The following is a 14,170-nucleotide window of genomic DNA, read 5'->3' on the forward strand; positions in this document are numbered from 1 at the left end:
AAAAAAACAGGGATCAGGACCGCAGGGCGGATTCAATCAGATCAGCGACTTTTGCGGCAGCATGAGGGCGCGCACACAGATGAGCGGCTTTTGCTGCATTTTCGAGCTTTTCGGGATGGGAAAACAGGTCTGTCAGCAGAGCCGTCAGGGCTGCGGACGTAAAATCGGGCTGGCGGATCATCCAGGCTGCACCTGCGTCCACGAGTGCCTGACCATTCGCACCCTGTTCATCGGACGCGGCGATGGGGAGTGGCACCAGAATGGATGGCAGCCCGACCATGGCCAGTTCTGCGACTGATGAGCCGCCCGCACGCCCGATCACGAGATGGGCATCTTTCAGGCAGGCCGGAACATCCGTGAAAAACGGTGCAGCCTCGACTTCGATGCAGGCATTTTCGTAAATTGCGCGGACGCGATCCAGATCCTCGGCTTTGATCTGCTGGGTGACTTTCAGGCGGGTGCGGAATTCTTCGGGCAGGGCGGCCAGCGCCTGTGGCACGATCTCGGAGAATACACGTGCACCCAGCGAACCACCCCAGACGAGAAGGTTTATCCTGCCTTCGAGAGGAGCATAGACGTTCCCGAACAGCGCCTCGATGCCCGCACGGACGGGCATACCGGTCAGCGTCTTCTGTGCGTTCTTCGGGAGCCGGGCAACGTTCGCGTAGGATGTGGCGATTAGCGGTGCAAAGCGGGACAGAAAGGCATTGGCCTGCCCGAGTACGGCATTGCCTTCATGAATGACCATCTCCGGACGTTTTGCGGAAGGAAGAAGGCGCGATGCGGTCAAAGGCGGGATGGACGGATAGCCGCCGAAACCCACGACAGCCGCCGCGTCCAGAGAGCCGAGGACGCGACGTGCGTTCATCATGCCGCGCAGCAGGGCGAGTATGCCACGGACTTTCCCGCCAACGCCTTTGCCAGCCACGCCAGCTCCGTCCAGCACATATTGCGGACGGTCTTTGAACAGGCCAGTTTCGCGGCGTCCGTGTCGGGCGTCCGTCATCAGGACAAGGTCGTGTCCCCGTTCCGCGAGTACGGTTGCGACGGCTTCGGCCGGGAAGAAATGTCCGCCCGTGCCACCGGCGGCGATAACGATGGGGCGGCTCACGGTGCGTTCCTCTCAAACAGTGGTCCTTGGCCATAAGGCGCAGAGGTTCTCTGACCAATCCGGCTCTGACCGACATGATGACGTGTCAGGGCCAGAACCATACCCATGGTCAGGGCCACCGACATTGCCGAACTGCCGCCATAGGAAATGAAGGGGAGGGTCATGCCCTTTGTCGGGATCAGATGCAATGTCGAACCCATGTTGACGAAGGCCTGAAGACCGAAACCGGTCACCAATCCGGCAGCAGACACGATGACGAACGGGTCTTCCTCGTGCATCAGCTTGAGCAGGGTGCGCAGGACAATGATCCCGAAAAGCATGATAATTCCGATGCACAGGATTAGGCCGTATTCTTCGCCGGCAACCGCGAAAACGAAGTCAGCATGGGCATCGGGCAGCAGATCTTTCACGCGGCCTTCGCCGGGCCCGCGTCCCAGCAGGCCGCCATTGCCGAACGCCCGTAGAGCGGTGTCGATCTGGTAGTGGTCACCGACATCCGGGTGCAGGAAGCGCTGCACACGGGACTGGACGTGCGGGAAGACGATGTAGGCGACAGCAAACGCTCCCGCCATTCCAGCGACGCACAAGCCGACCCAGTAGAGTTTGAGGCCATCCACAAACAACTGTGTCATGAAGACCATCGTGATGACGGACAGCATTCCAATGTCAGGCTGTGATTTCAGCAGGACCAAAATGAACCCGAAGCATGCGAAGGCTACCAGCATCCCGGGGAAGGCAATATTACCCCACATTACGACGGAACGGCGTGCGGACAGCAGCCATCCGGTCATAACTGCAAAGCACGGCTTGAGAAACTCGGAGGGCTGGACCGACATCATGGGCAACGCAATCCAGCGGCGCGCGCCCTTGATTTCCATGCCATGCACCAGCGTCATGGCCGTAGCCCCAAGAGCTATAATGCCACCGATGATCGCCAGCTTCTTGATAGCTTGCCGGGACAGGTAGGAGGTTCCGAGCACGATGGCTCCCGCCAGTGCCAGAAAGATTACCTGCTTGAGAATGAACATGTTGCGCGAGGCGCCAATACGCGAAGCCACTGCAGGACTGGCTGCAAGCATCAGCACATAGCCCAGACCGATCAGCAGGCCGACACAGGCCAGCGTTACCCGGTCCAGGTTTCGCCACCAGCGGGCAACAGCAGAAGTATCGACACGGGAAAGTCCCGACATGGTGTCAATTCTCCTGCTTCTGCGTGCGTGTGGTGCCCGAATGGCCTGATTTTACGATATTATCGCAAATCTGAAGGAAGTGTGAACCTCGATCCTCGAAACTGCGAAATTGATCGAAACTTGCACAGGCCGGTGACAGCAGAACGATGGGGATGTTCTGTTCGATAGCCGCTTCAAACGCGGCGGGGACAGCTTTTTCCAGCGTTTCACACTGCTGGAAGGGTACGCGATGCGTTTCCAGCGTGGCTGCCAGAATATCCGCGTCCTGTCCGATCAGAAAAGCCTGTGCAATGCGATTGAAAAAGGGCGCGAGACTCTCGATGCCACCAGTTTTTGAAACGCCGCCCGCAATCCACATGACCTTGTCATAAGCGGCGAGAGCTTTTGAGACGGCCTCGGCGTTCGTGGCCTTGCTGTCATTGATGAAAGAAATTCCGTCGCGTTCCGCGACTTTCTGCAGGCGATGCTCAAGCCCGGGAAAGGATTTGAGGCCGATCCGGATTGCCATTTCATCAAGGCCGAGATGGCGCGCAATGGCCAAAGCCGCGCCGACATTCTGGGCATTGTGACGTCCGGGAAGGGCAGGGCCGTCATAGGGCGGCAGGGTGTCGGCATCCAGTTCAACGACCTGCACGCCACGCGATGTAACCTGTGACGCGATGGATTGGCACCAATCATCATCCATGCCGATCACGGCCAGATCGTCCGGACCCATATTATCAAAAACATGGGCTTTGGCCGCCGCATAACCCGCCATATCACCGTGCCGGTCCAGATGATCGGGGGTCAGGTTCAGCAGACATGCCGCGTTTGCATGGAACTGGTCGAGGCGTTCCAGCATGTAGGACGACATTTCGATGACATACACGCCGTCGTCGGCCAGCAGGGGCAATGCGAGCGATGCCGTTCCAAGATTGCCACCCGCCGCGCAGGGCCGCCCGGCCGTTGTGACAAGATGGGCGATCAAGGCCGTCGTGGTCGATTTTCCGTTTGTTCCGGTGACGGCGACGAACGCGGCCTTTGAGCCAGACTTCCGAACGGCGCGATACAGGATCTCGGCATCGGACAGGATCTGGATCCCCTGCGCTCTTGCGAGATCCGCGACGGGATGGGCTTTGGGCAGCAGATGCGGAATGCCCGGAGACAGGATGAGGGCCGTCATGCCAGACAGGTCGGTCAGGGGAGCGACCGTCAGATTTGGCTGCGCAGGAAGATCGGCATTGCGATCATCCCAGGCCTGAACGTCCGCACCCATTGCGAGTAGTGCCTGCACGACAGCTGCGCCATTACGCCCCAGACCGCAGACGGCGTAACGCTCGCCCGCAAGAAGGTCGGACGGAAAGCTGCTCATCGCAGTTTCAGTGTTGCCAGACCGCACAGGCCCAGCACGATGGAGACGATCCAGAAGCGGATCACGATTTTCGGCTCCTGCCAGCCCTTTTTCTCAAAATGGTGATGCAGGGGCGCCATGAGGAATACGCGCCGTCCTGTCCGCTTGAACCAGAAGATCTGAATGACGACGGAAAGGGTTTCAGCCACGAAGACGCCGCCCACGATGCACAGGACGAGTTCATGCTTGGTGGCGACGGCTACGGCTCCGAGAGCGCCCCCCAGGGACAGGGAACCGGTGTCGCCCATGAAGACGGCAGCCGGTGGGGCATTGAACCACAGGAAGCCGAGGCCCGCGCCAATCAGAGCCGCGCAGAAAACCGCGAGTTCGCCGGTGCCCGGAACCGGGTGGAGTTGCAGGTAGTCGGCGAAGACGTGATTGCCGACCAGATACGAAATCAGGGCGAAGACCAGTGCTGCGATTACGACCGGGACGATGGCCAGACCATCCAGACCATCCGTGAAGTTCACGGCGTTTCCGAAGCCGGTGATGGTGATCATTGCAAAGATCGGAAAAGCGTAGCCCAACGGAAGCAGCACATCCTTCACGAACGGAAAGGCGAGCATGTTGCGCAGTTCCGGCGGCGTCAGATATTGCAGCCAGATTCCGGCAACCAGTGATGCCAGAAATTCGCAGCCCAATCGGGTGCGCTTGGAAACGCCGGTCGTGTTGCGCTTGGACAGCTTCAGGTAATCGTCAGCAAACCCGACTGCCCCGAAAGCCGCCGTTGTCAGCATGACGGCCCAGACAAAGCCATTCGTCAGATCGGCCCAGAGCAGGGTCGCCGAAAACAGGGCGATCAGGATCAGCATGCCGCCCATCGTGGGCGTTCCGGCCTTTTCCAGAATATGCCGCTCGGGCCCGACCGTGCGGATCGGCTGGCCTTCTCGCTGGATCCGCTTGAGCTGCGCGATGAACGGATTGCCCAGTGCCAGCGAGATGACCAGCGCGGTGAGGCAAGCGCAGCCCGAGCGGAACGTCAGGTAATGGAACAGGTTGAAAAACCCGCCATGGGACGTGTCGTGAGCGGCGATGAGATTGAAAAGCATCAGGAAGAAACCGGGCTGGAAGCGTTATCGAGGACTGAGATCACGTCACGCATCCGGCTGCCGAAGCTGCCTTTCACGAGCAGAAGATCACCGGGACGAAGGGCGTTGAGGAGCAGGGGCGCCAGAGACGCGGCATCAGCGGCGTATCCGCCCTGAAGCTCGGACGGAAGCGCGTCGTAGAGCGCGCGCATATGAGGCCCGCAGCAGAAGGCAACAGCTTTGGCAGACTGCACGGCATCGGCCAGAGAGCGGTGTTCGGCGTCGGCGAACGTGCCGAGTTCGCGGATGTCCCCGAGGGCCGCGATGTGACGCTGGGCTGGGAGGAGTGCGAGGGTTGCCAGAGCTGCGCGGACGCTGGGTGTGGAGGCGTTGTAACTCTCATCGAGCAGCCGCACGTTGTTCAGGATCGTACGGATCTGCCCACGTCCGGCAGCCGGTACAAAGTTCCGTAATGCGTTGGCGGCAACGGCGACGTCTTCGCCAAGGGCTGCAACCGCGCCGAGCGCAAGAGCCGCGTTGCGGGCCAGATGCTCGCCCGGAGCCGTCAGTGTCACGTTCTGGGTGCCGCATGCCATGTGCAGCGAAAAATGACTGCCGTCTGCTGAACAGTGCAGATTTTCGATCCGGAGCTCTGCGGCTTCTGAGAAGCCTGAACGCCAAAGAACGCAGCTTTCGGGGAGAGCCTTTGTGAAATAGGTCTGCCCGAGCGCGTCATCGGGAACGATGGCGGTGCCCTTGTCTGACAGCGCGCCGAACAAGGCGGATTTTTCCCGCGCAATTGCCTCGATGCTGCCCATATGGCCGAGATGCGCCGTGCCGATCGTGGTGATGATCGCAACAACGGGTCGGACCTGAGCGGCCAGAGGCGCGATCTCGCCCACATGGTTCATGCCGACTTCACTGATGCAGAACCGCGCGTCCTGCGGCAGGCGTGCCAGCGTCAGGGGAACGCCCCAGTGATTGTTGTAGGACGCCACGGCGGCATGTGTCGGGCCGATGGCGGACAGCGCGACGTTCAGCATGTCCTTGGTCGTCGTTTTGCCGACACTTCCGGTGATGGCGACGACTTTTCCGCGAAAGCGCGAGCGCGCATAGCGGCCCAGATCGACAAGGGCGGTCATGGTGTCCGAGACGATCAGAAGGCGCGGATCGTCCAGACCTGTCGTGTCATGCACAAGCGCGCAGGCGGCGCCTTTGTCCAGAGCTTGCTGGACATGGGCATGGCCGTCGCTCGTTTCGCCATGCAGGGCAATGAACAGGTCGCCCGGTGCCAAAGTTCGGGTATCGATCGAAATGCCCGTGACCTGAACATCTACGTTCAGCGTTCCGCCGGTTGCAGCCCGAAGGTCCGCGCTGTTCCACAGAGCGTTCATGCCGCACCTGCCCGTTCACGGATGACGAGACGGTCGTCGAAGGGCAGGACGTCCGTGCCGACGATCTGACCCTGCTCATGCCCTTTTCCAGCGACGACAAGGATGTCGCCGGGCTTCAGGGCTTCAAGCCCTGCTGCGATGGCGCGGCGACGGTCTGCGATTTCGAGCGCGTCGGGGCATGCCGTCAGGATTTCAGAACGGATGGATGCTGGGTCTTCGGTGCGCGGATTGTCGTCCGTCACGATGGCCAGATCTGCCATTCGGGCAGCGACTTCCCCCATGAGTGGGCGTTTGCCGCGGTCACGGTCACCGCCTGCGCCGAAAACCACGACCAGACGTCCTGCCGTATGTGGGCGCAGGCTGGACAGGACGCAGTCGAGCGCATCGGGGGTGTGGGCATAATCGACATAGGCTGCGGCGCCGTTGGGCAATGCGACGGCGCGTTCGCACCGGCCGTGGACGCCGGTCAGACGCGGCAGAAGTTCGACAACATGTCGGGCTTCGGCGTCGTCGTTCCAGCACATGGCGGCTGCCAGCATCACATTGTCGGCCTGAAAACGCCCAGGCAGAGAGAGGGAGATTTCAGGCAGCTCCTCGCCGTGCAGAGCCAGACGCAGGATTTGACCGGATGGCGTGGGACGCGCTTCGATCAGTCGGAGTGTGGTTCCGTTGCGTCCGACACTGCGAAGTTTCAGGCTGCGCCGGGCTGCAATATCCTGAAGGGCAGTGAAAGTCTCGTTGTCCATGTCCGCGTTGACGACCGCGATGCCGCCAGCAGGCAGAACGTCCTCAAACAGGCGCAGCTTTGCCGTCCGGTAGGCTTCCAGTGTCAGATGATAATCGAGATGGTCGCGCGTCAGATTGGAGAAACCTGCCGCCGTCAGCGTAATACCGTCCAGCCGATGCTGCTCAAGTCCGTGCGATGAAGCTTCGAGCGCGACATGCTCGACCCCGCTGTAAGCCAGTGCGGCGAGAGTTTGGGATAGCGATACGGGATCCGGCGTTGTCAAACTCGGTGGGGCCGGAACGTCCGTGTCTGAAATGAGGCCCAGCGTCCCAAGGCTTGCTGCCCGTTTTCCCTGAAGGATCCAGAGCTGGCGCAGGAAATCGGCCGTGCTGCTCTTACCGTTCGTTCCAGTGATTGCCGCAATGCAGGAGGGCTGCGGGCCTGCAAGGATAAACGCCATGCGGGCAAGCAGCTTCTTGGCGTCGGGGCGCATGATTACGGGGAGCGTTGCAGTCGGGCGCGCAATATCATGATCCACGATCACGGCAGCGGCCCCCTGCGAGATTGCCTGCGTAATGAAGGCACTTCCGTCCTGCTTCACTCCGCGCAGGGCAAAGAACAGCGTTCCCGGCCCAACTCTACGGCTGTCAGCCGTTACGGCAAGGATGTCGGGATCGTCTGTCAGGGACTGCGACGTGCCGCAAAGGGCGAAAAGCTGGGAAAGGCGCATGAGACGTTTCAGTGCTGTGTCTTGGAGGGCGGGGTCTTTGGGGCGTGTGGCTGATTGCGGGGATCGCCCGGATCATTCCCGGGACCAAGGGCACGGTATCCGGCGGGAACGGCTGGGTTCATTGGAATGGCCAGAGAAGCGTCGATGGCGTCCTTGTTTGCCAGATCCGGGAACTGGTTCAGGATCGGGCCGACGCGCGAGATGATCTTCTTGACGGTGGGCGCTGCGTTCCAGGCCGCTGTCGTCCAGCCATGCGTGGCGGCTGTGCCTTGCGGACTGTCGAGCATCACGTAAACCGCGTAGTGCGGGTTGTTCATCGGGAACACGCTGGTGAACGCTGAGACGTTGACGTGTTTCAGGTAGCCGCCATGCGCGCCAATTTTTTCCGCCGTGCCGGTTTTGCCGCCAACATAGTAGCCTGGTACCTCCGCGGATTTACCGCTGCCCAGTGTCACGTCGAGCCGCAGCAGCTTGCGCAGGAGTGCCGAAGTCTGCTCGGACAGGACACGGGTGCCCACGGGCGTTTCGGCACCGATCTCGTCGCTGTCTGCCCCCGGTCGGTAGGCGACAGGACGAACCTGTGCCGCATCGGCATCCGGAACGGGTTTGCTGTCGTCCTCGGTATCGCGCGCCACGAGGGTTGGTTTGAGCAGGATACCGCCATTCACGGTTGCTGCCGTGCCACGGACGATGGCCAGCGGCGGCTCGGCCACACCATGTCCAAACCCGACCGTCATAACCGTGGAAATGCCCCAGTTGCGTGATGCGGGAACGAGGGGACGTCCGGCTTCGGGCAGTTCGACGGGAACACGGTTGAAAAAGCCCATGTTCCGCAGCCAGTCCTGCTGCCGCGCCGCGCCCACATCGAGCGCAATATGCGCCGCTGCCGGATTGGACGAAAAGGCCAGAACGCCGGGCAGGGAGAGCCATGGGGCGAAATGGTCCGTCTTCATGTCGCGGATCGTAAAGCGGCCTACCCGGATCGGGATGGTCGAAAAGCGGTCCCACAGATGGACGACGCCGAGTTGCAGGCCCATTGCGGCGGTCTGGAGCTTGAAGGTTGAACCGGGCTCGTACATGCCAGTGACGGCGCGGTTGAAGCGCGCATCGTTGGGGGCGTGGCCGAAATCGTTGGCGTCGTAATCGGGCAGGCTGACCATAGCCAGGATTTCGCCCGTGCGGACATCCATGACGATCGCGCTCGCACCAATGGCCGAGAATTCGTCTTTTGCAGCCTGAAGTTCGTCATGTGCGACGGTCTGCACGCGGACGTCCAGTGACAGGCGCAGCGGCGACTTGTCGGAGTTCAGGCGCTTGTCGAAATACCGTTCCACCCCCGCAATGCCGTGATCGTCGATATCGACACTGCCCATGATCTGCGCAGCGGTGCGCCCCAGAGGGTAATGACGGCGTTCGCCAGCTTCGAAATAGATGCCGGGAATGCCCAGATTGTTGATCGCGATCTCCTGAACGGGCGAAATGTCACGGGCCAGATAGACGAACTGTTTCTTTAGCGACAGGCGACGGATCGTCTCGTCACGATCGAGCTGCGGCAGAACTTTCCGGAGCTTGTCGGCAGCATCAGCCGGATCGATCAGTTCCATCGGATTGGCATAGACCTGCGCCACGGGAAGCGAGAGCGCGAGGGCCTGACCTGTACGGTCCGTGATGGTGGCGCGCTTGACAGTCGGCAGGACGAAATCACCCGACATTTCTCCGCGAGGATCACTTTTGGGAATTTCCGGGACCTGAGGCGCAATCTGGCGTTTTTCAGGCTCCATCGGCATCAGGACAGTGGCGACAGTCGCCTTCAGGGCAACAGCGCCATAAATTGCGAGAAATCCCATCCCGACGCCGAGCAGACGCCCATGCATCTGGTCAAGATTCAGCCTACGAAATCCCCGCGGCGTTACGCTCTGCCGGAAACGCCCTGACGGCACATCCGGACGCTCGGGGCGCTGCGAACCGGAAGAAGGTGGCACGTCCTGAGGCATCGTGCGGGGGTGCGTCCTGTTGAAGGGCTCGCCCTAAGCTATCCGAAAATGCTGAACGAGCGGTTAACGATGGAAGAGCTTTCAGTTAGCCAACGGCACAGGCGCGGGCAATGCGTCATTCGCATTTCCCAGAGCGGAAAGTTGTGTGCGATGCGTATGTGGGCGTTCTTCGGCCAGACGTGTCACTGCTGCAGTATGGCTGACGCGCACGGTCTGTGGGTGCCAGGCGGCGACCATCAATGGAGCAGGATGGCTTTCACGATAGCTCACAAGGCGGACACCTGGCGCGCTGTCCGGATGAGCGTGGACAGGAGGCGTAGCCGTGCGTGGCGTAGCCAGAGCCAGTTGCGTATCCGCACTGCGAGCATGGGCGGTGTGCGGCTTGTCGATGGCAGGCTTCGAGACTGCAACAGGGTGACTGGCCATGGCCACGACCACCGGGTGAGAGGCGGGAGCAGTCTGAACGGGAGCAGGAGCATGTACGGCTGTCTGCGGTGCTGGCAGGGGAAGATGTGCTGCTTCGGCAGCGCGGTTCACGACTTCATGCAGCCCTTCGCGCGGGTCTGCCGGCTGTGCTTTCGAGCCGGGCGCAGGAAGATGCGCTTCGAGCGACGCCATGCGGATGAACTGGTCCGGCTCCATCGGATGCAGGGCGGGAACAAAACGTGCTGCCAGAGTATTCAGGCGATCCGGCTGGTTCAGGAGTGCCCATTCGGTGCGAAGCATGGCGGTCTGGCCGCGCACGCGCTGCGTCTCCTGCACGATCTTCGTGATCTTCTGATCCAGAACCGTGGTTTCATGCTTCTTGGTATAGAGAAACAGGCCAGATCCTGCGGCGAGGACAGCGCAGGCGACGGTGAAGGGCCGGATCATGAGGGCATTCCTGAGGCGGGCATCTTGGAGACGGGATTACGGACCAGTGCGCGCAGACGGGCGCTGCGCGCGCGCGGATTTTCCCGGGATTCCTCATCCGTGGCGGAGAGGGGACGGGAATGAAGAAGGGAAAAAGCCGGTGCTTCCTGACGGAGTGGCGCCGGTTCGTAACGGGAAGGGTTTCCCGTCCGGCCTGCAAGAACTGCCATGGCGCGTTTCGCCAGACGATCTTCCAGAGAATGGAATGTTACGACCACGAAAATGCCGCCGGGCGCCAGAAGGCGAGGGGCTGCTTCCAGCGCTCGCTCCAGTTCACCCAGCTCATCGTTTACGGCGATCCGCAGCCCCTGGAAGCTCCGGGTGGCCGGGTCGATATTGGCGCGGTCGCGGGGGACGCAGCAGCGGATAATATGTGCGAGCTGGCCGGTGGTCGTGATGGGGCCCTCAGCACGGGCGGCCACAATAGCGCGCGCGATGCGGCGGGAGAGTTTTTCCTCACCATAGCGATACAGGATGTCCGCAAGGTCGGTTTCTTTGCTGGTGTTGACCAGATCGGCTGCTGAAGGGCCGTCCGATCCCATGCGCATGTCCAGCGGCCCGTCATTGCGGAACGAGAAGCCGCGTTCGGCCTGATCGATCTGGAAGGACGAGACGCCCAGATCCAGAACAATGCCATCGAACGGACCTTCTGCCCCGACCAACGCTTCCATGTCGCCGAATGTGCCCTGATGCATCCTTAGCCGCCCGTTGGCCTGAATGGCCATGGCGTTTCCGCGCTCGATGGCGGCAGGATCGCGGTCAATACCGTCAAGGGTGCAGTCGGCTGCATTCAGGATAGCACGGGCATAGCCGCCGCCGCCGAACGTGCCATCCAGATACCGTCCGCCAGCACGCGGAGAGAGGGCTTCGAGCACCTCTTTCAGCATGACCGGAACATGGCCGGAATGAACCAGAGTAATCGCGTTCATTCTGCTGTTCCTGCTGTATTGCTGGCAGCAGAAGCGCTGACTGGCCGGCGGCTGGTCGCGAGCGTTTTTGCACGGCTGCGGGCAGCCTGACGGCGCTCCGCTGCTGCTTCCGGATTCCAGATCTGGAATGTTCGACCAAGGCCCATGAAGGAAACCTCGTCCGTCAGGACTGCGTGAGTACGCAGGGTTTCGGGAAGGATGATGCGACCTTCCTTGTCGCTGTCCAGCGGATAAGCGTCTGCGTAAAGGCTGGCGGCCAGATCTTCATGGTCTTCCGAAAAGGGATCGTATTCGTCGAGCGGGGTCGCAAGAGATGCGAAGGCTCCGACCGTCCAGCCCTCGATGCAGGGATGCAGATGGGAGGGGCGCAGGATGACCAGTGGATCTCCCGGCTGGGCCTGAGATTTCAGGGCTGCGCGGAAAGATGCGGGAATGGAGACACGCCCCTTGGCATCAAAACGGTTCTGATGCGTGCCGAGGAACATGCTCATGGATGATGTGCCTCCTTCTGCGTCAGAACCGGTCATGCGGTTGCTGGTTATTTGGCTTGGTCTTTACTGGGATATCATGGGATTTCATGGGACGTCAAACAGATATCGTCAGAAAACCGCAGAAAACTGCGACATTTTCAAAACGAGAAATGTGACGAAAATTTTTCCAGTTTGTTAGGGTTTATCAGGGATAATCGCGGAGGCGGATCTATACCTGCCGTTATTTGTTCTGTTTTTGTTCTTCTTTGGGGAGGGGAACAATTACTGGAAGAACAGATTTTTCAGAGGTGCCAGACGGCCTGTAAGCCGGGTTCTGTCCGCCCGAAAGCGGGACGATCATTCCTCTGGGACATGCATTGCTGCAGGCCTCACGCAACCAACCCGAACGACGGGGTGAAAAACCCTCGGCTTCCTTGCGGAAACCTGCCGTTCCTATTCGGTCTTGCTCCCGGTAGGGTTTACCATGACCATCGCCGTTGCCGGAGATGCGGTGCGCTCTTGCCGCACCGTTTCGCCCTTACCCGCAACATATTCCCCGGCGAATGAACGCGTGGGGTACAGTCCGGCGGGCGGTCTGTTTTCTGTGGCACTGTCCCTAGGGTCGCCCCCGCCGGTAATTAACCGGTACCGTTTTTCCATGGAGCCCGGACTTTCCTCCCTGTGTGCGATCCTCATCGCACACACAGCGATCGTCCAGCCGTCTGGCGGCGCAGACACTGCTCCGGGATGCCCTTGCGGTCAAGGGCAGACTTTTAGAGTGGCTCCCGGCATAATGGCGAGATGCGCCCGACCCTGACATTGCGGATCTTTCTGTTCTGGCTGTCCCGACAGGCACGTAGGCGGGGTGTCACACCGCGCCGGATGGTCCTTGACGAAATTCCACCTATTCCTTCCCCCCGGCCGTCCGCGGACATCCTGCGGCAGATTCGGCGGGTAACGGGACGTCCAAGCTTTCCGGTCGGCCTGTCATCGCTCCGTATCCGCCGCTGGTGTGAAATCCTTCTCCCTGGAGCAGAGGCGCCTCGCACCGCACGTCTGTATCGGCCGCGTGGAAAAACCCGTGGGGTTGTGCTCTTTCTGCATGGGGGTGGATTCGTTCATTGTGACCTCATCTCCCATCACGGGATCTGCTGCCGCCTTGCTGCGGCATCAGGAGCGATGGTGCTCTCGCTGGATTACCGTCTCGCACCGGAGCACCGGTTTCCGGCTGGGCTGGAGGATGCAAAAGCCGCGCTGAGCTGGATATTCCAAACGATCGCGCCAGATGTTCCCGTCGCGGTTGCGGGAGACAGTGCGGGAGGCAATCTTTCGGCTGTGCTTGCACAATGGGTTCAGGCGCAGGGCATGCGTCCGCTCAGCGCCCAGCTTCTCTATTATCCTGCTCTGAGTGGCCCGTTCGTCCCGCCGTCCCGGGAGGCTTATGCCGAGGGGTATATGCTGACTGCGGAGCTTCTGTACTGGTATTGTGGCCAGACGCTGAGCAGCCCGGAACAGCTTTTCGATCCCGCGTTCTCTCCGCTGCTGGCCAACAACTTCAAAAACCTTCCGCCCGCCATGATCGTGACGGCAGGATTTGATCCGCTCAGGGGGGAAGGGGAACTTTACGCCCGCTGTCTCAACGATGTCGGTGTTGCGGTCAGGCTGAAAAATTTTCCACGCATGATCCATGGCTTCCTGAACGGCTATGCGCTGTTTCGGGATGGGCGTCAGGCGCTGAGGGAAGGGGGAGCGTTCCTGCGCGAGGCTTTCGCGAAGGAAACGGGCGGAGCCTTGTAGAAGGCTCCGCTCTTTCAAGAAATCTTAAAGTGGCAGATCATGGAACGCGCCAGGCGTTCCCGCGTCGGTCTGCACGGTTCGTGCGGAGCGGTTGATCTTCAGGCTGAACAACTTATCAGCCGAAGGGGTCGTGCCGGGACAACCATTTCCGTGCCGTCCCAGAACATCCATCGTCGGCGTGTTGTCAGACGCATTGCCGTTGACCACGAAGACGAGACAGTTGCGTGGCAGATCGGTCAGGTTGTCCTTCACCACTGCCAGGCGCAGATGCTCCACCAGAGCCGTGTTGTCGAACCAGCTCAGCTTGCTGAACGTGATCTTGTCATAGGACATGTCCAGCAGCCCGGTGCGGACTGCAATGAACATCAGCAGAAAAGCCGGGATAACGATCAGAAGCCGCCGCAGCAGGAGTTGTTTGAAGCTGCGGGGCTGGCGGCGTGAGCTTCTGCCCGGCGCGCGGCCCAGACGGGGCGTTGCGCTCTTATCATCGTTCAAATG

12 protein-coding genes and 1 other RNA gene are annotated in these 14,170 nt (G+C 60.8%); 1 reads left to right on the forward strand and 12 read right to left on the reverse strand.

Annotated elements, in window-relative coordinates; genetic code table 11:
* Positions 1–13: 13 nt before the first annotated feature.
* The 11 genes from murG to rnpB all read right to left on the reverse strand — a co-directional run bounded on the left by murG (position 14) and on the right by rnpB (position 12,601).
* The gene (gene murG / locus JK202_RS02025) at positions 14–1,111 is read right to left on the reverse strand and encodes an undecaprenyldiphospho-muramoylpentapeptide beta-N-acetylglucosaminyltransferase (protein ID WP_211557560.1); all 1,098 of its coding nucleotides are present in this window, start codon (positions 1,109–1,111) and stop codon (positions 14–16) included.
* On the reverse strand, positions 1,108–2,301 hold the full coding sequence (locus tag JK202_RS02030) for an FtsW/RodA/SpoVE family cell cycle protein (protein ID WP_211557562.1): 1,194 nt from the start codon (positions 2,299–2,301) through the stop codon (positions 1,108–1,110). Before JK202_RS02030 ends, murG begins: the two co-directional genes overlap by 4 nt.
* Positions 2,302–2,305: 4 nt before the next feature.
* Positions 2,306–3,652, reverse strand: coding sequence for a UDP-N-acetylmuramoyl-L-alanine--D-glutamate ligase (gene murD / locus JK202_RS02035; RefSeq protein ID WP_211557564.1), 1,347 nt, complete (start codon positions 3,650–3,652; stop codon positions 2,306–2,308).
* Positions 3,649–4,740, reverse strand: coding sequence for a phospho-N-acetylmuramoyl-pentapeptide-transferase (gene mraY, locus JK202_RS02040; protein WP_211557566.1), 1,092 nt, complete (start codon positions 4,738–4,740; stop codon positions 3,649–3,651). Before mraY ends, murD begins: the two co-directional genes overlap by 4 nt.
* On the reverse strand, positions 4,740–6,113 hold the full coding sequence (gene murF / locus JK202_RS02045; protein WP_211557569.1) for a UDP-N-acetylmuramoyl-tripeptide--D-alanyl-D-alanine ligase: 1,374 nt from the start codon (positions 6,111–6,113) through the stop codon (positions 4,740–4,742). The genes mraY and murF overlap by 1 nt, the downstream gene beginning before the upstream one ends.
* Entirely contained in the window at positions 6,110–7,570 is a 1,461-nt protein-coding gene (locus JK202_RS02050; protein WP_211557571.1) for a UDP-N-acetylmuramoyl-L-alanyl-D-glutamate--2,6-diaminopimelate ligase, read from the reverse strand. Before JK202_RS02050 ends, murF begins: the two co-directional genes overlap by 4 nt.
* Before the next feature lie 8 nt (positions 7,571–7,578).
* Positions 7,579–9,564 (reverse strand): penicillin-binding protein 2, encoded by a 1,986-nt coding sequence (locus JK202_RS02055; RefSeq protein WP_211557573.1) that lies wholly within the window; start codon positions 9,562–9,564, stop codon positions 7,579–7,581.
* Between the two features lie 81 nt (positions 9,565–9,645).
* Positions 9,646–10,437 (reverse strand): hypothetical protein, encoded by a 792-nt coding sequence (locus tag JK202_RS02060; RefSeq protein ID WP_211557575.1) that lies wholly within the window; start codon positions 10,435–10,437, stop codon positions 9,646–9,648.
* Positions 10,434–11,405: a 16S rRNA (cytosine(1402)-N(4))-methyltransferase RsmH gene (gene rsmH, locus JK202_RS02065; protein WP_211557576.1), complete on the reverse strand. Its 972-nt coding sequence runs from the start codon at positions 11,403–11,405 to the stop codon at positions 10,434–10,436. Before rsmH ends, JK202_RS02060 begins: the two co-directional genes overlap by 4 nt.
* Positions 11,402–11,896: a division/cell wall cluster transcriptional repressor MraZ gene (gene mraZ, locus JK202_RS02070; protein ID WP_211557578.1), complete on the reverse strand. Its 495-nt coding sequence runs from the start codon at positions 11,894–11,896 to the stop codon at positions 11,402–11,404. The genes rsmH and mraZ overlap by 4 nt, the downstream gene beginning before the upstream one ends.
* 286 nt (positions 11,897–12,182) lie before the next feature.
* Positions 12,183–12,601, reverse strand: an RNA gene (gene rnpB / locus JK202_RS02075) — RNase P RNA component class A.
* Positions 12,602–12,676: 75 nt separating this feature from the next.
* Here rnpB and JK202_RS02080 point away from each other — a divergent pair.
* Positions 12,677–13,672 carry an alpha/beta hydrolase gene (locus JK202_RS02080; RefSeq protein ID WP_211557580.1) on the forward strand — a complete coding sequence of 332 codons (996 nt, stop codon included), beginning with the start codon at positions 12,677–12,679 and terminating at the stop codon, positions 13,670–13,672.
* 24 nt (positions 13,673–13,696) lie between these two features.
* Here the strand turns inward: JK202_RS02080 and JK202_RS02085 are convergent, their stop codons facing one another.
* Positions 13,697–14,167, reverse strand: a complete 471-nt coding sequence (locus JK202_RS02085) for a hypothetical protein (RefSeq protein ID WP_249199555.1) — start codon at positions 14,165–14,167, stop codon at positions 13,697–13,699.
* Between the last annotated feature and the right edge of the window lie 3 nt (positions 14,168–14,170).

It is taken from the genome of Gluconobacter sp. Dm-62 (genome assembly GCF_018256155.1).
Taxonomy (GTDB): domain Bacteria; phylum Pseudomonadota; class Alphaproteobacteria; order Acetobacterales; family Acetobacteraceae; genus Gluconobacter.

Bases quoted from the DNA above. Each gene is read 5' to 3' on its own strand.
- JK202_RS02030 (WP_211557562.1), bottom strand. From the start codon at position 2,301: ATGTCGGGACTTTCCCGTGTCGATACTTCTGCTGTTGCCCGCTGGTGG.
- murD (WP_211557564.1), bottom strand. From the start codon at position 3,652: ATGAGCAGCTTTCCGTCCGACCTTCTTGCGGGCGAGCGTTACGCCGTC.
- JK202_RS02080 (WP_211557580.1), top strand. From the start codon at position 12,677: ATGCGCCCGACCCTGACATTGCGGATCTTTCTGTTCTGGCTGTCCCGA.
- JK202_RS02055 (WP_211557573.1), bottom strand. From the start codon at position 9,564: ATGCCTCAGGACGTGCCACCTTCTTCCGGTTCGCAGCGCCCCGAGCGT.
- JK202_RS02050 (WP_211557571.1), bottom strand. From the start codon at position 7,570: ATGCGCCTTTCCCAGCTTTTCGCCCTTTGCGGCACGTCGCAGTCCCTG.
- mraY (WP_211557566.1), bottom strand. From the start codon at position 4,740: ATGCTTTTCAATCTCATCGCCGCTCACGACACGTCCCATGGCGGGTTT.
- mraZ (WP_211557578.1), bottom strand. From the start codon at position 11,896: ATGAGCATGTTCCTCGGCACGCATCAGAACCGTTTTGATGCCAAGGGG.
- JK202_RS02060 (WP_211557575.1), bottom strand. From the start codon at position 10,437: ATGATCCGGCCCTTCACCGTCGCCTGCGCTGTCCTCGCCGCAGGATCT.
- rsmH (WP_211557576.1), bottom strand. From the start codon at position 11,405: ATGAACGCGATTACTCTGGTTCATTCCGGCCATGTTCCGGTCATGCTG.
- murF (WP_211557569.1), bottom strand. From the start codon at position 6,113: ATGAACGCTCTGTGGAACAGCGCGGACCTTCGGGCTGCAACCGGCGGA.